This is a genomic window from Marinobacter sp. DUT-3, from assembly GCF_050379435.1.
Classification (GTDB): Bacteria; Pseudomonadota; Gammaproteobacteria; order Pseudomonadales; family Oleiphilaceae; genus Marinobacter.
Genome location: NZ_JBNRMG010000003.1, coordinates 292,289 through 311,495, shown reverse-complemented (window position 1 = coordinate 311,495; position 19,207 = coordinate 292,289). Strand labels below are relative to the sequence as shown.

Annotated in this window: 20 protein-coding genes; 11 read left to right on the top strand and 9 right to left on the bottom strand. The window is 57.2% G+C overall.

The features are described from left to right. Nucleotides 1-45: 45 nt before the first annotated feature. The 3 genes from ACQUWM_RS06825 (at nt 46) to ACQUWM_RS06815 (ending at nt 3,106) form a co-directional block, all read left to right on the top strand. On the top strand, nt 46-1,500 hold the full coding sequence (locus ACQUWM_RS06825; RefSeq protein WP_428921609.1) for a phospholipase D family protein: 1,455 nt from the start codon (nt 46-48) through the stop codon (nt 1,498-1,500). Nucleotides 1,501-1,682: 182 nt separating this feature from the next. Then, nucleotides 1,683-2,084 (top strand): PA2779 family protein, encoded by a 402-nt coding sequence (locus ACQUWM_RS06820; protein WP_428921608.1) that lies wholly within the window; start codon nt 1,683-1,685, stop codon nt 2,082-2,084. Between the two features lie 17 nt (nt 2,085-2,101). Next, nucleotides 2,102-3,106: a PA2778 family cysteine peptidase gene (locus tag ACQUWM_RS06815; protein ID WP_428921607.1), complete on the top strand. Its 1,005-nt coding sequence runs from the start codon at nt 2,102-2,104 to the stop codon at nt 3,104-3,106. 4 nt (nt 3,107-3,110) lie between these two features. Here ACQUWM_RS06815 and ACQUWM_RS06810 read toward each other — a convergent pair whose 3' ends face one another. Continuing rightward, nucleotides 3,111-3,779 carry a class I SAM-dependent methyltransferase gene (locus tag ACQUWM_RS06810; RefSeq protein ID WP_428921606.1) on the bottom strand — a complete coding sequence of 223 codons (669 nt, stop codon included), beginning with the start codon at nt 3,777-3,779 and terminating at the stop codon, nt 3,111-3,113. Nucleotides 3,780-3,908: 129 nt separating this feature from the next. On the opposite strand from ACQUWM_RS06810, the gene ACQUWM_RS06805 reads away from it, so the two are divergent. The 3 genes from ACQUWM_RS06805 (at nt 3,909) to ACQUWM_RS06795 (ending at nt 7,914) form a co-directional block, all read left to right on the top strand. Beyond that, a complete protein-coding gene (locus tag ACQUWM_RS06805; RefSeq protein ID WP_428921605.1) occupies nt 3,909-4,931 on the top strand; it encodes a helix-turn-helix domain-containing protein in 1,023 nt (340 codons plus the stop codon). Between the two features lie 204 nt (nt 4,932-5,135). Then, nucleotides 5,136-7,001 carry a choice-of-anchor D domain-containing protein gene (locus ACQUWM_RS06800; RefSeq protein ID WP_428921604.1) on the top strand — a complete coding sequence of 622 codons (1,866 nt, stop codon included), beginning with the start codon at nt 5,136-5,138 and terminating at the stop codon, nt 6,999-7,001. 88 nt (nt 7,002-7,089) lie between these two features. Beyond that, on the top strand, nt 7,090-7,914 hold the full coding sequence (locus tag ACQUWM_RS06795) for a DUF6160 family protein (RefSeq protein WP_407001985.1): 825 nt from the start codon (nt 7,090-7,092) through the stop codon (nt 7,912-7,914). Nucleotides 7,915-7,953: 39 nt separating this feature from the next. Here the strand turns inward: ACQUWM_RS06795 and ACQUWM_RS06790 are convergent, their stop codons facing one another. From ACQUWM_RS06790 to ACQUWM_RS06770, 5 genes are all read right to left on the bottom strand, one after another. Beyond that, a complete protein-coding gene (locus ACQUWM_RS06790; protein WP_407001986.1) occupies nt 7,954-8,946 on the bottom strand; it encodes a CobW family GTP-binding protein in 993 nt (330 codons plus the stop codon). A 78-nt stretch (nt 8,947-9,024) separates the two neighbouring features. Continuing rightward, entirely contained in the window at nt 9,025-9,819 is a 795-nt protein-coding gene (locus ACQUWM_RS06785) for an ABC transporter permease (protein WP_407001987.1), read from the bottom strand. Then, nucleotides 9,819-10,430, bottom strand: coding sequence for an ABC transporter ATP-binding protein (locus ACQUWM_RS06780; protein ID WP_428921603.1), 612 nt, complete (start codon nt 10,428-10,430; stop codon nt 9,819-9,821). Before ACQUWM_RS06780 ends, ACQUWM_RS06785 begins: the two co-directional genes overlap by 1 nt. Before the next feature lie 36 nt (nt 10,431-10,466). After that, complete coding sequence (gene arfB, locus ACQUWM_RS06775) at nt 10,467-10,880, bottom strand: alternative ribosome rescue aminoacyl-tRNA hydrolase ArfB (RefSeq protein WP_406988570.1); 414 nt, start codon at nt 10,878-10,880, stop codon at nt 10,467-10,469. A gap of 55 nt (nt 10,881-10,935) precedes the next feature. After that, nucleotides 10,936-11,859: a GGDEF domain-containing protein gene (locus ACQUWM_RS06770; RefSeq protein ID WP_407001989.1), complete on the bottom strand. Its 924-nt coding sequence runs from the start codon at nt 11,857-11,859 to the stop codon at nt 10,936-10,938. Nucleotides 11,860-12,065: 206 nt separating this feature from the next. Between ACQUWM_RS06770 and rluF the strand changes: the two genes are divergently transcribed. From rluF to ACQUWM_RS06745, 5 genes are all read left to right on the top strand, one after another. Then, a complete protein-coding gene (gene rluF / locus ACQUWM_RS06765) occupies nt 12,066-12,968 on the top strand; it encodes a 23S rRNA pseudouridine(2604) synthase RluF (RefSeq protein ID WP_428921602.1) in 903 nt (300 codons plus the stop codon). A gap of 133 nt (nt 12,969-13,101) precedes the next feature. Further along, a complete protein-coding gene (locus ACQUWM_RS06760) occupies nt 13,102-14,385 on the top strand; it encodes a sensor histidine kinase (RefSeq protein WP_428921601.1) in 1,284 nt (427 codons plus the stop codon). Beyond that, the gene (locus ACQUWM_RS06755; RefSeq protein WP_428921600.1) at nt 14,382-14,825 is read left to right on the top strand and encodes a response regulator; all 444 of its coding nucleotides are present in this window, start codon (nt 14,382-14,384) and stop codon (nt 14,823-14,825) included. Before ACQUWM_RS06760 ends, ACQUWM_RS06755 begins: the two co-directional genes overlap by 4 nt. Further along, complete coding sequence (locus ACQUWM_RS06750) at nt 14,809-16,575, top strand: putative bifunctional diguanylate cyclase/phosphodiesterase (RefSeq protein WP_428921599.1); 1,767 nt, start codon at nt 14,809-14,811, stop codon at nt 16,573-16,575. The genes ACQUWM_RS06755 and ACQUWM_RS06750 overlap by 17 nt, the downstream gene beginning before the upstream one ends. Before the next feature lie 6 nt (nt 16,576-16,581). Then, on the top strand, nt 16,582-17,073 hold the full coding sequence (locus ACQUWM_RS06745) for a hypothetical protein (RefSeq protein WP_428921598.1): 492 nt from the start codon (nt 16,582-16,584) through the stop codon (nt 17,071-17,073). Between the two features lie 42 nt (nt 17,074-17,115). Here ACQUWM_RS06745 and ACQUWM_RS06740 read toward each other — a convergent pair whose 3' ends face one another. The 3 genes from ACQUWM_RS06740 to ACQUWM_RS06730 are packed head-to-tail and all read right to left on the bottom strand — an operon-like array spanning nt 17,116 to nt 19,201. Next, on the bottom strand, nt 17,116-17,460 hold the full coding sequence (locus ACQUWM_RS06740) for a YdbL family protein (RefSeq protein ID WP_407001992.1): 345 nt from the start codon (nt 17,458-17,460) through the stop codon (nt 17,116-17,118). Between the two features lie 29 nt (nt 17,461-17,489). Further along, on the bottom strand, nt 17,490-17,672 hold the full coding sequence (locus ACQUWM_RS06735) for a YnbE family lipoprotein (RefSeq protein WP_407002057.1): 183 nt from the start codon (nt 17,670-17,672) through the stop codon (nt 17,490-17,492). A 29-nt stretch (nt 17,673-17,701) separates the two neighbouring features. Then, nucleotides 17,702-19,201 (bottom strand): intermembrane phospholipid transport protein YdbH family protein, encoded by a 1,500-nt coding sequence (locus ACQUWM_RS06730; protein WP_428921597.1) that lies wholly within the window; start codon nt 19,199-19,201, stop codon nt 17,702-17,704. Between the last annotated feature and the right edge of the window lie 6 nt (nt 19,202-19,207).

Here is a 19,207-nt window from a genome sequence, read left to right as displayed (position 1 = left end):
AGTATAGTTTTCGGGATTTTGTCTCAGGAGCCAGGAAGCTTGCCCATGACAGTGAAGTTAGTAATCGCCGCGTTGTTGTTGCTTGTGGCCGGAACCGGCCTGTACCACACTCTGAAGCCCCTTCCCGCGGGCATCGGCTTTCTCGGATCGGAAGCGCCATTAAGGGACTCGAAACTGCTGACTGACGTCACGGTGCACAATGCCGACGGCAGTACCCGGCTCGAACACAACATTTTCGATGAGGTCCTGCGACAGATCGCCAATGCCGAGCGCTTCATCCTCGTGGACATGTTTCTGTTCAACGACAGCAAACCGGACGGCGCTACCGGATACCGGCCACTCGCTCGCCAGCTCACCGAAGCCCTGATTCAGCGCAAACAGGCGGTCCCTGACATCCGCATTGTGGTGATCTCGGATCCCATCAATACCTTTTACGGTGGTACCCGCTCGCCCTGGTTCGACGCTCTGAACGAAGCAGGTATCACCGTGGTGGAAACCAACCTTGCCAGACTCCGGGACAGCAATCCCGCCTGGTCCGCGATCTGGCGGGTGTGTTGCCAGTGGCTGGGTAATTCACCGGATGGCGGCTGGCTGCCCAACGCCTTGAAAGGCGGCCCGGTCACCCTGCGGAGCTACCTGGCGCTGCCCAATTTCAAGGCCAACCACCGCAAACTGATTGTCACCGATGACGACGACCGCCTACGTGGTCTGGTCACCTCCGCCAACCCTCACGATGGCAGCAGTCGTCACAGCAATATCGGCCTGAGTTTCACCGGGCCGGCGGTGGCGGATTTACTGGAAAACGAGCAGGCGGTCCTGGCCATGTCGGGCGTTGAAGCCCCCTTCATCCATAACGCCATTGCCGAAATCCGACAGGCTCAGGGCGTTCCTGCCGAACAGGCGCCGGAAGGCTCCATTCAGGTGGTCACCGAATCCGCCATACTGGCCAGCGCACTTGGCATCATCGAATCTGCGAGCGCCGGCGACCGTATCGACCTGGCGATGTTCTATCTCTCTCATCGGCGGATTATCCAGGCGCTGACCGACGCTCACCAGCGCGAGGCCGACATCCGGGTGCTGCTGGACGCCAACAACGATGCCTTTGGCCATGAAAAGAACGGCATTCCCAATCGCCCGGTGGCTGCTGAACTGGTTAGCGCCGGCATACCGGTGCGCTGGTGCCATACCCGGGGGGAACAATGCCACAGTAAGCTGCTGATCAGGCGTGGCCGTGAAGGCTCGGCGGATATCCTGCTCGGGTCGGCGAACTTCACCCGACGCAACCTGGATGACCTGAATCTGGAAACCAGTGTTCGCCTGCGAACATCCCGCTCCTCGGCAGTGGCCAGCGATGCGGTCCGTTTTTTCGAAAGACACTGGCAGCACGGCCCTGAATCGGACCCCGTACTCAGCCACCCCTATGAAACCTGGGCGGATGAGTCCGGATTCAAATACTGGCGCTATCGCCTGATGGAGGCCACCGGGATGTCCACGTTCTGAGACAGGATTCAGAAGGCGTGTCAGGAGCTTGCTGACAAAATGGTAACCCGCCCTGCAATCCTCGGCAGGCCTGAACGCAGGCCGGATGCGCAAAGTGACGGGCTGTTCATCAAGTTGCTATCAAACAGCGAACTGCTCTATCGTATTTATCAGGTGATTATCTATAAGAGCAGGAGTTAGGGATGCAGACAATTCGCAAGAACCTGAGACATGTGTCGTTCTTTCTGGCCATCCTGATGGCCATGACAACGGTATGGTCATCCGCCGCAACTGCCGACGTGATTGGCACCGGAGAACTCCTGACCGAACAGCGTGCCGAGCTGGACCGCGAATCCCTCCTGAACATGCTTGAGCAGCAGGAGGTGAAGGACAAACTGGCAGACATGGGCGTCAGCCAGGACGTGGTGGAAGAACGAATCCAGAACCTGACACCGTCCGAGCTGGCGGAATTTGAACAGCAACTGGCACAGGCGGAAGTCGGCGAAGGGGTCGTGGGCGTGATCGTCCTGTTCCTGCTGGTCTTTATCATCACCGACATGCTGTGTGCGACGAACATTTTCTCGTTCATTAACTGTATTCGCTAGGATTGCGCCGACAGCCAGTGACCACCCATCTTTGCCGCTACCTGTCCGCAACCGCCCTCAGCCTGGTGCTGATGGCGGTTCTGGCGGGCTGCGCCAGCAGCCCAAAATGGCCGGATCAAACCGCAGAAGGCAGCAAGGCTGACCTTCACCAGCGACTCGTCCTCGACTCCGTCCCGTTCTATCCCCAGGAGCGCTACCAGTGTGGCCCCGCCTCCCTGGCGATGATGTTGAATACCCGGGGCCTGCAGACCAACCCCGAAGTACTGAAAGAACTGGTCTACCTGCCGGAGCGCGAGGGCAGTCTGCGAGTAGAGCTCGTGGCGGGGGCCAGAAGTCACGGCATGCTGGTCTACGAACTGGATGGCACGCTGGAAAGCCTGCTCACCGAAGTAGCCGCCGGCAATCCGGTGCTGGTCATGCAGAATCTGGGATTCGACTGGTGGCCGCAATGGCACTTTGCGGTGGTGATCGGCTTTGATCAGCAGGAACGCCAGATCATCCTTCATACCGATACCCGGGCCCGCCACGAACAAAGCCTGAAAGTATTTGCCACCACCTGGAGCCGGGCCGACCGATGGTCAGCGGTGGTGATGAAACCGGATCAGCTGCCTGCCACGGCAGAACCCCTGGACTACCTGATGGCCGCCAATGACCTGGAAACCACCGGGCGTACATTTGCGGCCATGTCGGCTTACAAGACAGCGGAAGGAGCCTGGCCGGATCAGCCCGCCGCGCTGATGGGACAGGGCAATATCGCCTACGCACAAGCCGACTGGCCAAACGCCATCCGGCACTATCAGCGAATGACCCGGCGGTTTCCCGAGGTGGCGCCGGGCTGGAACAACCTGTCCGAGGCGCTGAAAAAAACCGGTTGCCCCGGTCAGGCCAGATCAGCCGCGATGTGTGCGGCGGAATTGGCGCCAGAGCGCTTTGACGCGCCATCCGGCCCAGTCAGTAATACAAACAGCGCCGAAAGCCCCCGTTGCCCGGTTATTCGCTGTCCCATCCCGCTGGACCGTTAGTCAGTCATATTTTACGGAACAGAACCACGTCCTTGACCGGCACCTCCATCGTCCACCCCAGCTTTTCCGCCAGCCAGGCCATGGTCGCTTCACGATAAAACACCACATGGGTGGGATCGCGGCGGTAGTGCCAGTTGGCGAACTTGCTATCCTCGGTCTGGAAACAGGTCATGACACCCAGCCAGCCACCAGTCTTAACCAACCGGTCCAACTGGCGGAACACCGCGCCCGGCTGGTGCAGGTGCTCCACCACTTCGGTACAGGTGACAAAATCGTAGCGCTGTTCCAGGGTCGCCGGTTGCGGATAGAAGAAGGGATCGTAGAGGCTGACCGTCATACCCGCCTCTTCCATCATCCTGGCGAGGGCCGGCCCCGGCCCGCAGCCAAAGTCCAGGCCATGGGCCCCTGCGGGCAAACGATCCAGCAGCGGCGTCGTCAGTTTCGAGAGAAACCGGCGGTAGCCGGGATCGTCGGGATCATTGTCGTGAAGATCATAAACCGCCCGCTCCTGCTCTGGCGTCAGCCAGTCGCTGGCATCCATTACCGTGGCCTCACATACCGGACAGCGGTGGTACAGGGTATCCCGCACCCGCTGAAACTGCCGCAGCTCCCCGTTTTCGCATACGGGACACGTCAGGGAACGGCTATCCGGCTCTGGTATCTTTGAGTTCAAGGAATCTCCCGGCAATGTTAAGAATCTTTCATTGTCATATCCGGCCATGACACGGAAACCGTGATCAACCCGCAAATTCACCGAAATAACCCATGCGTATACTGGTCATTATTTTTCAGGGACAGATCCATGGAAACTTCCAGTCGCGTGGCACTCGAAGTACCCATTATTTCCGCACGCTATGCACGCCGCTTTATTCACTTCATGGAAAGCAAGGGAGTCAAGCGCCAGGCCATCCTGCAGGACACCGATATTACCAGCGAACTGCTGGATAATCCGGATGCCAGCCTGTCCATGCAACAGGTTATGGACCTGCTGGGCACGGCCGAGTGGCTGATGGGGGATGAGCGCGCGCCCTTCCAGTTTGGCCAACAGCTTGATCTGCCCGCCCACGGACTGCTGGGCTTCGCCGTGCTGGGACAGGAAAACCCCCGGCGTCTGATCAGCATGATTGTACAGTACCTGCGCGTGGGCCTGCCGCTGATGGACATGGAACTGAGCTCCACCGGCGCCACCTTCCGGATCCGCCTGATCGACACCTGGGGGCTCGGTGACCTCCGCCCCTGTCTCACCAAGATCTACATGGGTAGCATTCTGCGCATTTCATCGCAGGTTTGCAGCCACTTCAGCGTGGCCTTCGACTTCCCCTCCAGACTCGGCCCCGAGCCCTGGCAATTGCTTGCCACCGATTGTGAATTCCGGTTTGAGGCCGGCGACAGCGAAATCATCATGCCGCTCTCGGGTACGCCGATCCGCACCGATGACGCCGGCCTCGAATTTATTCTTGCCCGTAGCCGCGCTCATCCAATGCAGAACGAAGAGCAGCAGGATGAAACCGTGATGCAGGTGCGCGAGATGATCATGAGTCAACCGGGGCGCCCCTGTACCACCGAGAACATCGCCCGCCGGCTTGGCATCAGCACACGCTCGTTGCGCCAGCACCTGGCGGCAGCAGGCTCGTCCTTCCGCGAACTGCGCAATAACATCCGCGAAAACTTCGCCACGCTGTACCTCAGGGACACCAGTGTTTCTCTGGAATCCATTGCTGAAAAGCTCGGATTCAGTGACCAGGCCAGCTTCACCAGGGCCTACCGCTCCTGGACGGGGCAAACACCGGGTGACGTTCGTCGCCAAAGCCGGGACAGCAGGTAGCCCCGCCCCTGAGTACACATCTGGTTTGATGGGCGTCACGAATTCAACATTTTTTACACCCATCTTCCGCTTTGAACAAAAACCTCGCCGGCCCTGGCAATGACCCCGCGGCACCCTCCCCTGCCAAATAGTACCCGCCCCGCCAGCTTCCGCTGCCGGGGCGGGGAATTCATTGCAAGACCGATACAGCAGTCCTCATCGGTGATGTCTGCAACCCACAACAACAACGACGACTTTAGCCTTACAGAGGACGAACTCATGAAACTCAGGAATCACAATTCGATGGTCCGCAAGCTCGGACCGGCCGTTGCGGCGGCTGCACTGATGACAGGTGGTGGCCAGGCGCTGGCCGAACCCGTGTCCCTCGAACTGGAATTCACTTGCCCATTTCCATTGATTGGTGACCAGCCGATCCGCGCGGAAATCAGCGCCGACATTCCGGCCCAGCAAACCGTGGGCGACCCGACCCCGGAGTTCACCATCCAGGCCCTGACCGTGGTCAACGAGGATTCCCGGACCGGCCTAAAGCTGGTTGGCTCCGAAACCATCGAAGGCACGGCGATCAACCAGACCACCGTTGTCACCCCGAACCGGGAAATGGACCTCACGGTGCCGCTGACCATCCCGCCTTCCCCGATTCCCAACGAACCCGGCGAATTCACCATTCCGGCCGAAGGGGTATCACCCGCCATCACCTTCAATAATGATGATGTCGGTGAAGCGCTGATTACCGTCGGCACCCTGCAGCTGGACATGATTGCCCGCACCGCCAATGGCGATATTGCGCCGGCGCCGATTGGCGAATTCACCTCCGACTGCACCCAGAATCCCGGGCAGGACAATGTCCTCCAGACGGTCCAGGTGGTGGAAGACGAGGTCGAGACTCCCCGCATCAGCGTTAATCGCGAGGAGATCGCCTTTGGCAACGTCCAGGCAGGTCTGACTGCCGAAGAAACGGTTACGATTGCCAACACCGGCAATGCCGAGTTGGGCATCAACAACATCAGTATCGGCGGTGCCGACAGCAGCGCGTTCATGCAAACCAGCAGCTGCACCACGATTGCGCCGTCATCAAGCTGCGATGTCACCGTGACCTATATCCCCAGTGGTGAGGGCGAACAGAGCGCGGCTCTGACCATCGAGTCCAGCGACGCGGAAAACCCCGCCGTGGACGTCAGCCTGAGCGGCAAGAGTGTGCTTGCGCCGGTGCCGGAGATCTCCGTGACCCCGGAAAGCCTCGATCTTGGCAGTGTTCTGATTGGTGAAACCGCCGCAGCGCAAGTGGTCATCGGCAATGCCGGCAATGAAACCCTGCTGATCAACGGCATCGAAATCGAAGGGGCCGACAGCGGTGAGTTCCAGCAAACCAACAACTGCACCACCGTCGCTCCCGACCAGAGCTGTTCCGTGGAGGTCAGCTTTACCGCGTCCTCCGAGGGCACCCGCAACGCGGTCCTGAGAATCACCTCGGACGACCCGGAGAACCCCGATATCAGCGTGGATCTGAGCGGTTATGGCGATAGCGGCGCCAGCGATATTCTGGAGTTGCTGCTGGACCTTGAAGGTTCCACCTACATCAAGTCATCCGACAGCACCCTGCCCCTGAACGGCAGCATCGCCACTGAACTGGAACTGTCCAGCGGTACCTTTGAGGCCGACCTTGACCTGGAACCCACCAGCGGCCAGTTCGAAATCAAATTGCTGTTCAGCAAGCTGAAAGCCGACGCGGACGTTGAATTCGAGCAGGCCGAGACGACCACCGGCACCCTGATCGACGGCACGCTGACCGCCAACTCCAGGCTGTATGTGAAGGTACCGAAAGTGGAGATGAAGCTCTTCGGCCTGCCCATCCGCGTGGGTGGCGGAAATGACTGCCGCACCATTGAGCCGGTCAACATCAACCTTGAATCCAACGAGGGCACAACGTTCTCACCAGCCACAGGCGGCGATGTCACTGGCGTCTATGACCTGCCGCCACTGGAGAAATGCGGGCTGCTGACCGACGTCCTCAACCAGTTCCTGACCGGTTCCGGGAATACCATTGACCTGTCACTGACCCCGGCGCCCTAAGGAAGAAACGGAGAAACGGTTTTCTCCGGGCCTGCCAGCCGACTCCGGTTGGCAGGCCATAACAACAACAGCAACAAGGAACAACACAATGAAAAGCCTGAAGAAAGCAACACTGGCACTGGCTGTGGCGGCTCTGCCACTGGCCGGCTACGCTGACCTCAAACCCCTGGGAGACTCTCACATGGGCAACATCACCGGCCAGGCCGGTGTGACCATTGAGCTGGAAACCAAGGTCACCATGGATGAGTTTATCTATACCGATGAAGGCTCACTGTCGGTCAAGGATATTTTCATCGGCGGTGCTGACCGCACCGACATGTTCGAGGAATTCGACGACCCGGCGATCCGCCCGCTCCTGTTTGGCGAAAGCAGCGACCTGATCGACAACATCAAGATCGAAATCGACATCCTTGATGACGGCGATGCCCAGATCAACGTCTTCCCGTTGGTCGCAGCCCCCATCGATTTCTCCGTTCGCACCGGAGGCTGGACCCTTCAGGGCCATACCGACAGCACACTGATCGCAGACAACCTGTCGATTGACGGCATCCTCACCGAACTGAAGATCAATGTGGACACCGAAACCGACGTGTTGAACCTGCAAACCCTGTTCGCCATTGATGATATGGATATGGACATTCCCTTCCTTGCCATGGGGATCCGTGACTTGCGCCTGACCGGCGCCAACTACGATCCGGACAACCCCATCATCACGCAACTTGGCGCCAAGGTGGACATGGACGTCTACAACGGTAGCAACGCTGCGGGTAACTCATCCCTGGCGGTTGACATCAATACCTTCGAGGCCGACATGCAGATTGGTCAGGTTCTGGTAGGCGGCACATCCATCGGCTCCGTGGCCCTGGATAACCTGTCTGTCCAGAACACGGCCATGCGCATCTACGGCCACTAGGCAACACCGGGCCCCGCGAACCTTTTCGGGGGGCCCGAACTAGCGCCCGTCATGCATGCCGGCACACGCCCTGAGTTGCTGATCGAACTCATCTTCATCCAACGCCCGAGAAGCAATCATCTCGATCCGTGACATCTCCCTGGACTCCGCCTCAACCACAGAGAGAGCGCCGTCCGCCATATTCACCGCACGCCAACCGTCGGAGCAGTGGACCACTGCCTTGAAGCGCGACAGCCGATCATCCAGGGCCATTGCCATAAGGCCATTCTCATCCAGCACCAGATCCGGATGAATCCGCCAACCAATACTGAAATAGCCCTGCCCTTCATTGCTCACCCGTTGCCAGGGCTCTTCGCTGACAGGCACCGCAGGATCAGGCTTCGACTGGTGGTTGTGGTGATGGTGGGCCTGTGGCGATGTGACTTCCGGCAGGTCGGTGCAGCCGTCCAGCCATTCCGGTGCCAGACGCCCGAAACTGGTGTGAAAGACCGCGCGCTTGGCCGGTTCCAGCTTCGCTGCCCACTGATCGAAAGCAGACAACTGCTCCGGGGAACAGGCATCAACCTTGTTAGCCACCAGGATATCGGCTGCCGCCACCTGATCGCGGAACTGCACATTCTCCACCACCCGGGGCTCTTCCAGGCGGCGTGGATCCACCAGACTGATCACCGGGCCAAGGGCAAGTACGTCCTGGTAGTGTTCGCTGGTCAGGGTGTCGATAATCTGCGAAGGGTGCCCCAGGCCGGTCGGTTCAATCAGCAGGCGGTCCGGCCTGGCTTTATGGATCAACTGGTTCAGACCAATCTGCATGGGCAGCCCGGCGACACAGCACATGCAGCCTCCGGGTACTTCGCGGATAAACGCCCCCTCGGTTTCCAGCAGGGCACCGTCAATCCCGACTTCACCAAACTCATTGACCAGAACTGCCCAGACTTCGCCTTCCGGCCGGTTCTTCAGCAGATCGAGTATGGCGGTGGTTTTACCAACCCCCAGAAAGCCGAGGATCAGATTGGTAGGGATCGGTGTCTTCATGAAGCGACTCGCAGAGGGTGGCGCGGGAAATTATTGTTATACTATAACACCAACGCCGGGGAAGCGGAATGCACGCCTTTAACCTGAGAGCCGATCCAGACGCAGCCGTTCCCGATCATCAAACAGGCGGCGACTGCCCCATGCCACGGCCATCAGGGCGCCAAAACCGGTGCCAACGGTAATGGTCAGCATCACCAGGATCTGATATTTCACCGCCACTGCCGGCGGGCTGCCCGCCAGGATTTGCCCTGTCATCATCCCGGGCAAACTGACAATACCCGCTGCCGCCATCGCGTTAATCGAAGGCATCATGCCGCTGCGCATGGCATCCCGACGGATATCCCCCACTGCCTGCTGCCAGGGCTGCCCCAGCATCAGGCGGTTCTCAATGACTGCGCGCTGCCGCCACACCGCTTCGGTTAATCGGTCCAGGCTCAGGGCCACGCCGGTCATGGTGTTGCCGAGCATCATGCCCAGCAGCGGAATCGCATATTGCGGCGCATACCAGGGGTCGGGACCAATCACTACCGTGAGGGTCAGCACGGTTACCGTAAACGAGGACAGAAACATGGCGCCGGTGCCAATGCCGAACGCCCAGCCGCCGGTCAGGCGGCGTTGCTGCCTGGCCATGACCTCCCGGCCAGCTACCAGCAACATAACCAGGGCCATCAGCGCGATCCAGTGTAACCCGGAAGAAGCAAACAACACTTCCAGCACCAGCCCTATCAACGCCAGTTGAATACCGGTGCGGAGGCTGGCAATTAACAGGCTTCTGGTCACGCCCAGGCGGCTCAGATGGGTAAAGATCGCCAGCAGCACAATCATTCCAGCGGCCAGCGCCAGCTTCCACCAAGCCAGGTCGATGACATCCATCAGCATGCCTCCAGGGTGTGGCCGCGAATCGCGAAGTGATGGTGGGCAACCCGGCGGATCTGTTCCCTGTCGTGGGCGACCCAAAGCACCGACAGTTGCCGATGTGCGATCTCCCGCAGCAACCAGCGTTCCGCCAACGCCACCGAGTCTGCATCCAGGTTCGCGGTGGGTTCGTCCAGCAACAACGCGGACGGGTTCATGGCCATCGCCCGCAATAACGCCATGCGCTGTTTCTCGCCGGAAGACAGGCGGCTCACCGACCACTCCAGGGCGTTTTCATCAAGCCCAAGATCCGCCAGCGGGAGAGAGGTGTGACTGCCTGCGTCGACATCAACGGGAAAATGATCACGCACCCGCTCGGCCCACCACTGGCTCTCCGCAGGAACCATCAATACTTGCCGCCGCCATTGATGAGCCGGGACATCACCCTGCCCGGTATCACCCAGCCAGACAGAGCCACCGTGGGCGTCCAGATCCGCCACCGCTCTCAGCAGGCGGCTCTTACCACTCCCGGAACGACCAGACAGGCACACGACTTCTCCTGCCGGCACGGTTATGGACACACTGTTCAGAGAGCCAATGGAGAGATCTTCGAGCCGGAGGTCGGGCATGAGCAGAGCATCCTTTACACATCAGAAAACCAGGCATCAGAGATCCACTTTTCCCCGGAGCGCCTTGGTTTTTCCTTTCCGGGTTTTGCTGTCAACACGGCGACGCTGGGAAGACTTCGTAGGCCGCGTGGGGCGACGGGCCTTCTGCTGCTTCACGGCTTCCTGAATCAGCTCCTTCAGGCGCTCCAGAGCGTCTTCCTTATTGAGTTCCAGAGTGCGGAACGACTGTGCCTTAATCACAACAATGCCGTCTTTACTGATGCGCTGATCGGATAAAGCCATCAGTCGTTGCTTGTAGAACGGCGGCAAGGTGGAGTGAAGGATGTCAAAACGGAGGTGTACGGCCGACGCCACCTTGTTCACATTCTGGCCGCCGGCGCCCTGGGCGCGAATCTGTGTGATCTCGATTTCCCAGTCAGCCAGTTCAACGGCGTTGGAGATTTTCAGCATAGCTCAGCTCAATGTTTGATGGCTCTGGTATCCCGTCTGGCCATCCAAATGAGCCTTACGTTAAAGAATCCTGGGATATAACACAATTGCGCCCGGCCGCTTTGCCGGCATAGAGGGCGTTGTCCGCCCTCTTCATCAGCGAATCATATGACTTGTCTGTCGATGTGAAGGAAGCCACTCCCACGGTAATGGTGGCATGGAAAGTAACGCCATCCATCTTGAAACAAACGGTTTCTATCAGCCTGCGTACCCGCTCGCCAAACGCGACGGCTTCCTGCAATTGAGCGTTAGGCAAAATGATCGCAAATTCCTCACCCCCGACACGGCAGGCAACGTCAGAAGGCCGTAGGTCTTCCATAATAAGCTTCGCGGCATCGATCAACACCCTATCCCCGCCCGCATGGCCGTATTGATCGTTGATGACTTTGAAGTTATCAAAATCGAACATGACGATGGAAGCCGGTATGCCCGAACGAACAAATGCGGAGAACTGCGCCTTGAGCTGGGCCTTGAAGTGCTTCCTGTTATAGAAACCGGTCATTTCGTCAGTCAGTGACTCCAGGGTCAGCCGGTCTTCCAGCTCTCGCTGGTAGGTGACATCCCTGACCAGAGCCATGGCGACCCGAACCCCATCCAACATGATGGCATTGATCATGATATCGACCGGCACCTGCGTGCCATCGGCGCGCAGCCCGGAAAACCGTCTGCCCTCCCCCATGGGGCGGGCATGGGGCGCCCGGAAATAACCCTTCACGTTCATTCTGTGTGCATTCCGGTGGTGCTCCGGAATGAGCATTTTCAGGTCGGAGCCTGCCAGAGCATCCGCAGGGTAACCAAACATTTCCCCGGCGCGGGCGTTAACCAGTACGATCTTATGGTCTGCGTTGGTGATGATGACGGCATCAGGCAAGGATTCAATAAACGGCAACAAACCCTGAGAAGTCGTAACGAGCATGTTGACGTTTTTCTGGACGGGCATGGCTGGCAAGGCACCCCTTAGGGGAAAAGTGACGGAACATTCACAATGTTACCTTCCTGACAGTGAAATATCTCACGCATTTATAAGATTTGACCATTTATGACATATTTGCACATAACGGCCGCCACTGACGCATTCCTGAGACCCTGCTATCATGCGCACTGCAACCCGATAACGAGAGTAAGCTCATCCATCACAGGACCCCCATGGCCTCCGGAAATACCACCCGCCTTAACAAATACATCAGTGAGAGCGGCCTGTGCTCGCGCCGGGAGGCTGACCGTTACATCGAGCAGGGTAACGTTTACATCAATGGCAAGCGCGCGACCGTAGGCGACCAGGTACTACCGGGCGATACGGTCAAGGTGAACGGCCAGCTTATCGAGCCACGCTCGGAAGAAGACCTGGTCTTTATCGCCCTGAACAAACCGGTTGGCGTTGTCAGCACCACCGACAGCGCAGAAAAACACAACATCCAGCGTTTCGTTGGCCACAGCGAACGGATCTTCCCCATCGGACGACTGGACAAGGATTCCCAGGGCCTGATCTTCATGACCAGCAACGGGGACTTGGTCAACAAGATACTGCGGGCGGGGAACAATCACGAAAAGGAATACCTGGTCACCGTCGACAAACCCATTACCAGGGAATTCATCCAGGGAATGGCCAGCGGTGTTCCGATACTCGGTACCGTGACGAAAAAGTGCAAAGTGAACCAGGAATCCCGCTTTGTCTTTCGCATCACCCTGATCCAGGGGTTGAACCGGCAGATTCGCCGGATGTGTGAGCACTTCGGCTACGAAGTTACCAAACTTGAACGTATCCGCATCATGAACGTCAGCCTGAAAGGGCTTGCGGTGGGTCAATGGCGGGATTTGACGCAACAGGAACTGGCAGATCTTTTTAGTGCTATCCGTCATTCAACATCGGAAGCACCGCCCGCGCCGCAAAAGAAGATGCGAAAAAATGATCAGCGCCCCCCTCGGAAACGTCCCGAGAAAACCTCCGGGGCGCCCGGAAAACCGCGTAAACCCGGGAACAAAGAGATTTCGCCCTCCCGCAAAAGACCAAAGCCCGGAAAACCAAGGCAACGTAGCGTCAAGCGTTAATATGAAACAACGATAAAAACAGCATCTGGTACTAGACTGTATAGGTATGCCCTGAAGCAAGGGGAACCCGCCACACTCATGGCATTTGATTCGAGGATGCCCGGGCGGTGGATACAGCCAAAAGGAGCCACTGATGACTGTTCACGCTAACGAATTGCATGAGTGGTTTGACGTGACCTTTATGGGGCACGGCCATTGCTACTTGTGGCGGTCTGACCTGGTGTTGTTGCATTCGATTTCTGACGTCCTGATAGCGATGGCCTATTTCACAATTCCCATCGCCCTGTACGTTCTGGTGGTCAAGCGAAAGGATCTGGAATATCAGTGGATGTTCGTCCTGTTTGCCATATTCATTTTTGCCTGTGGCACTACCCACTTACTGGCCGTCTGGAACATATGGAATGGTGACTACTATCTCTCCGGTGCAGTCAAAGCGATCACCGCCATTGTTTCCCTCCTCACAGCAGCCTTGATATGGCCACTCATTCCCAAGGCGCTCGCGCTGCCCCGCCCCCTGGAACTCCAGCAGGCCAACAACGATTTACAGGCCGAAATCGGTCTTCGGAAAGTATCTGAGAACAACCTCCGCTCGGCCCGCAATGAGCTTCAGAGTCATGTAAAGGAACTGCTTGAGGCGAAGAAACAACTGGAAATGGAAATCGCACACCGCCGTGCGGCAGAGGAGAAAGAAAAAACCAAGACCCTTGCGCTCGAGCGATCAAACGAAGACCTGGAACAGTTTGCTTTCATCGCATCTCACGATCTGAGGGAGCCACTGAGGAAGCTGATGTCATTCACACAGCTTTTGTCCTCCGGCCGTTACGGGAGTTTCGACGAGAAGGGAGAGCAGTTTGTCTCATACATCCGCGATGCCGCCGAGCGAATGGAAGCCCTGATAAACAGCCTTCTGGCATACAGCCGGGTGACAACGCAGAGTCGTGATTTTGAGAGAGTCTCTTTTTCAGAGCTGACCAATGAAGTGGAACGGGATCTGCAACTCCGAATTGACGAATGCGGCGCCCACATAGAAAAAGACATCAGTGGCTCGGTGTCGGGCAATCGATCCCAGCTCCGACAGGTGATGCAGAACCTTATAGGCAACGCTCTGAAGTACCGGTCACCGGACAAGCCTCCCGTCATCCGGGTTTCCGGAGGCCCCGTCTCCGATAACCGATACCGGATAACCGTCTCGGACAACGGCATTGGTTTTGACCCGCAATACAAGGACCAGATATTCGAGGTATTCAAGCGCCTTCACGGACGAGACGAATATGAAGGCACTGGTATGGGGCTCGCCATTTGCAAAAAGATCATCGAGCGGCATGGTGGTCAGATAAACGCGACAAGTCAGCTCGGGGAGGGTTCTACCTTCCAGATCGATCTGCCCATCAGTGATATGAGGCCTTTCTCCGCATGAGACCAATCACCATATTAATGGCCGATGACGACCCTCTGGATCGCATGCTCACCCAGGAGGCCTTTCTGGAGAGCAGATCCATAAATCCCCTGTACTTCGTGGAAAACGGTGAGGAACTACTGAAGTATCTGCGACGTGATCCCCCCTATACCCCGACGGAGCACCCATTCCCGGATCTCATACTGCTCGACCTGAACATGCCCAAAAAGGACGGCCGGGATTGCCTGATAGAAATCAAAAATGATCCGGAGTTGAGACACCTCCCCATCATTGTCCTTACAACCTCGAACAGGGAAGAAGAGGTTTTCAGAAGCTATAACCTGGGCGCCAGTTCCTTTATATCGAAACCGGTCGATTTTGAAAAATTGGTCAGTCAGATAAAGGTCTTCAACAGTTACTGGTGCTCCATTGTGGAGTTACCCGATGTCAACGAACAATGAGTTCAACGTTGTCGTCATCGAAGACGACAACGCCGACTTCATCATTCTGGAAAGTCTTCTTTCGGCTTCTCAACGTTTTCGTTTCCAGCTTACTCACATCAAAAATTTTCAGGAGGCCCAGCAATATCTCACTGAGGACAGTCACGACATTTTCCTGCTGGATTATTTTCTCGGCGCCGACACGGCCATCGATTTTCTTAAAGAAGCGTCACTACTGCATATCCCACAGCCGATTGTGGTACTGACTGGAGCGGATTCAGGTCGCATTGACGATGAAGTCATCGACCTTGGCGCTGCCGATTTCATTCCCAAGAACGAACTGTCCACATCACTGTTGGAGCGTACGATTCATCATGCCGTAGAGCACAAACGCGCAGAACTCAATCTGGAGCGAATGGCAAAGCGTGATCCTCTGACCGGGCTTGGTAACAGGTTGTTGTTCGAGGAAATGCTGGAGGCATCTTTAGCGCGAGCCGAACGTAAAAAGGGCAAGTTGGCGGTGCTCTTCCTGGACCTCGACCGCTTCAAGGAAATCAACGATTCATTGGGACACCCAACCGGCGACCTCCTGCTTACCCTCATCGCAGATCGCATACGCAAAGTCATTCGCAACTCAGACTTCGCGGCCAGAATCGGCGGCGATGAATTCACGATCCTGGTCGACGAAATTCACAATTACGAAGACGCTGTATTGGTCGCCAATAAACTGCTCGACGCGATATCCCCACCAACTGCAATCCGCGGCCATGAACTCAACATATCCGCCAGCATTGGCATCGCTCTATATCCGGAAAATGGCAAAACCCCTATCAAGCTGATGCAGAAAGCGGACATTGCACTTTACGAAGCCAAACGACACGGAATAAACCGTCTTCAGTGTTTTACTGCCAGACTACAAACGGAGCTGGAAAAAAACATTAAGCTTGAGAAAGGGTTGCGCAGGGCACTGGAACACAACGAATGCGAACTCAACCTGCAGCCCAAGTGGAACCTCTCCAGCCGGAAGATTATCGGGTTTGAAGCCCTGCTCCGCTGGTTTGAGGATGAAGGGGGCGTCAAGAGGTTTGTTTCCCCTGCAGAATTCATCCCTGTTGCGGAGAAAACCGGCCTGATCATCCCTTTAGGCGCGTGGGTTATCCGTCAAACCTGCAAACTACTGAAAAGCTGGGAAGAACAGGGAATATCCGATTACCCGATTGCCATCAACGTGTCTCCGGTCCAGCTGAAACCCGGGAATTTTGGCGCCTTTCTGAAGACCATTCTGGATAAGGAAAGAATATCAGCGCATATGCTTGAGATAGAATTGACAGAAGAAACTCTGGTGGACATACACTCGGAAGATGACAATGCTCTGGAAGAGTTGGAACAGATAAGGTCAACTGGCGCCAAGATCTCAATTGACGATTTCGGCACGGGGTATTCCTCTCTCAAGTACCTGAAACATTTTCCCGCGGATTATCTCAAAATCGACAAAAGCTTCGTCTCAGTTGACGGATCGGACTCACTTGCGGAACCCGCTATTTGTCGAGCCATTGTCACCATGGCAGAGTCGTTGGGGATGCAGGTTATTGCCGAGGGCATTGAAACCGAGGAACAACTTCAGGCGCTCAAAGAGATTCATTGCACCATGGGGCAAGGTTATCTGATTGCCAAGCCGATGCCAGCGGAACAGGCACTGCAATTCGCTCTTGATCACAATTGCCTGAACCCTGAGTACACGGATCAGTTTTCATCACCGGGGGGGGAGTAAGCGTCAATGAACATGCCCACCGGTCCGATGAACGATAGCCGAAAGGAGCCCTCTCCCGATAAGAAACCGTTCAAAGTTGCTCTTCTCGCTCCCGGCGACGAAGAAAGGGAGGAGCTTTGTGATGCCCTGCAGGCCAACTCTATCGGGCATGAACTCCTGATCTTTAGAGACGCAGACCAGTTTTTCGAAGTGATCGACTCAGTCAGTGCGGGCCGCAATATCGATCACGCGTTACTTCCAAATCTGCTAATGATTGCCCAGGCTGGAGAAAGCGTGGCATGCGCCGACATTCTCGCTCGCGTCAAACGCACGCCTGTGATCAAGGCCATTCCTGTTATCGTTTTTTCTCCCCACGATATGGCCTCGAATACCCCACAGCTTTACCAACTGGGAGCAGCATCGGTTATCCGTATGCCTCTGCGGTTCGACGGCCTGGTCAAGATTGTCCAGGTCATGGAAGATTACTGGTTCAATGTGGCATCACCTCCTAACATGTAGGAGGAGGCAATCCAGCATCCTTCCACAATAGCTGCCAGGGCCCTACTTTTTCACCCACTGCCCCTCAATCAACACGAACTGGCCGGAGGGCGTTTTGTCGATCGCCTTCTTTCCCGCCACGGTTTCCACCTGGGTAACCGGAATATCGTGTTTTTCGGCAATGCGGGTGTATTCGTCCCTGCGGGCACTATTGATGGCTTCGACCACCTCGCGGGCTTGGCCGTCGGCACGAACCACATCCAGGTAGCCTGTCGGCGTCTCACCCACCAGACCCTGCTGCTTGACGGATTCCAGTTTCTGCTTGGCTTCATCCAGCCCCATGGCGAGCGCGGGCAGACTCATGCCGATCGCAAGAATGAACGCACCCAGTTGTATCAATCGTTTCATTATCAACCCCTTGGAATATCCGGCTTCGCTCAGAACAACCCTTGCTCACTGAACAGTTCATCCACTTCCTTGTCCACTTTGACGTAGATTTCGTGCTGGATCTTGACGTTCAGGTTTACGGTAATCGGTTCTTTGGGTGCGGCCATCTGCACCGTTGGCGTACAAGCGTACAACGCCAGTGGCAGCATCAGTATCATCAATGCTCTCACCATAAGCGATCGGTGCGACCGCGCTACATTCGTCATGGCACTGCCTCCTGCCCGGATTGTTGCAGTCGCTCCCGAACGCGTTCGGTCACGGCTTCGTTCACCCTGCCACTCAGCTGAAGGCTGGTTAACAGGGCGGGAATGTCTTCTTCAAGACTGATATTGAGCACCACCGGTTGCCCGCCCCTGACCTCCGGATTTTCCCCTTCGAGACTCAGATCAAGCACAAGCTTGCCCTTTTCATCGTAGTCTATCGTGCTCTTCAGCACCGAATAGTGAAAGTTTTGCAAAGCTTCCACCACCAGGGTCATAGCCTCACTGCTGCCAAGCATCGCCTGAAGCCGTTCAGCCGGGAGTTCCAGTACACCACCCGGAGCGCTGGCAGAGATCTTGCCCTGCTCAACCTTGATGCCGGCGTCACTGATCAGAACCGGAATACGGCCACTGAGCGCTCCGGTTCCTTCCAGGCCTTCGGTCGGATACACCTGCAGCAAGCGCGCCAGGGAGACGTCATAGACATCAACGGGTACCTGCCAGGGCTTGGTGGAGAGATCAATGGCGCCTGGCGCCACTCTCAGGCGGCCATCCAGAAACCCGGCGGTTGCCTGTTGAAGATTAAGAACGCCCGCAAGGGCGTCCGATTGCGGTGCCTCGTAGTCTGCCAGAAAACGAACAGAGCCGATGCCAATTCCGGAGTTGATCTGACCGATAGTCACGTCGCGAAAGCGGGCGAACAGTGAGCCCCGTTCCAGACTGACCAGCAGTCGTCCGTTCAGATCGGATATCGCAGTACGATCCATGACCCCGCCAACGCCGTCGAAATTCAACTGGCCATGGAGTGCCAACGGGGTGCCGGGTTCCGTGCGAAATTCCGCTTCGGCCTGCACCTGCCCCGCATGCAGCTCCAGAAGCTCCGGCCAGTCAGCGAGGGTACCGGCCATGGCCTTACTGCCCTTATCCCCATCAACCTTCGCAGTAGCACGGGCAGCCAAATATTCGCCCGGTACGTTTCTCACCGTCACATCAGCAACCAGACCGGAATCAGACCGCACCTGACCTTCAGCCCGCAGATCCGTCACGGGGCCATTCACCACGCCCTCAAATCGCCAGCCCTGACGTTTCAGGCGCGGATGCTGCAGCGCACCGACCTCGATAACCACCGGACCGGCCAAGGTGCTTCGCTCCGCCAAGGGCCCAATGCCCCCGAGGTTCACTGTCAGTGTGACGCCCCTCAGGTCCACACGGACATCAGTGAGTTGAACCGGTGTGTCGCCGGCGTCCTGAACAATACCCGCCGCCCGCAACCGGGACCCGGGCCTGAAATGGACGGTCGCCGCGCGATTGTCTGCCTCGACGGCGGTGACCACATCAGCGCGAATTCCGGTCACAGCCCAGCCGCCCGAATGAATGTCCGGCAGCGTCAGTCCGATCTGCCCCTGCTGCAGCATCAGCGACCAGCCTGCTCCGAACGCAGGCTGCGCTGTCAGGGCAAATAGCACCAGGACTGCAAGGTAGATCCATCGCTTCCATGGCATGGGGCC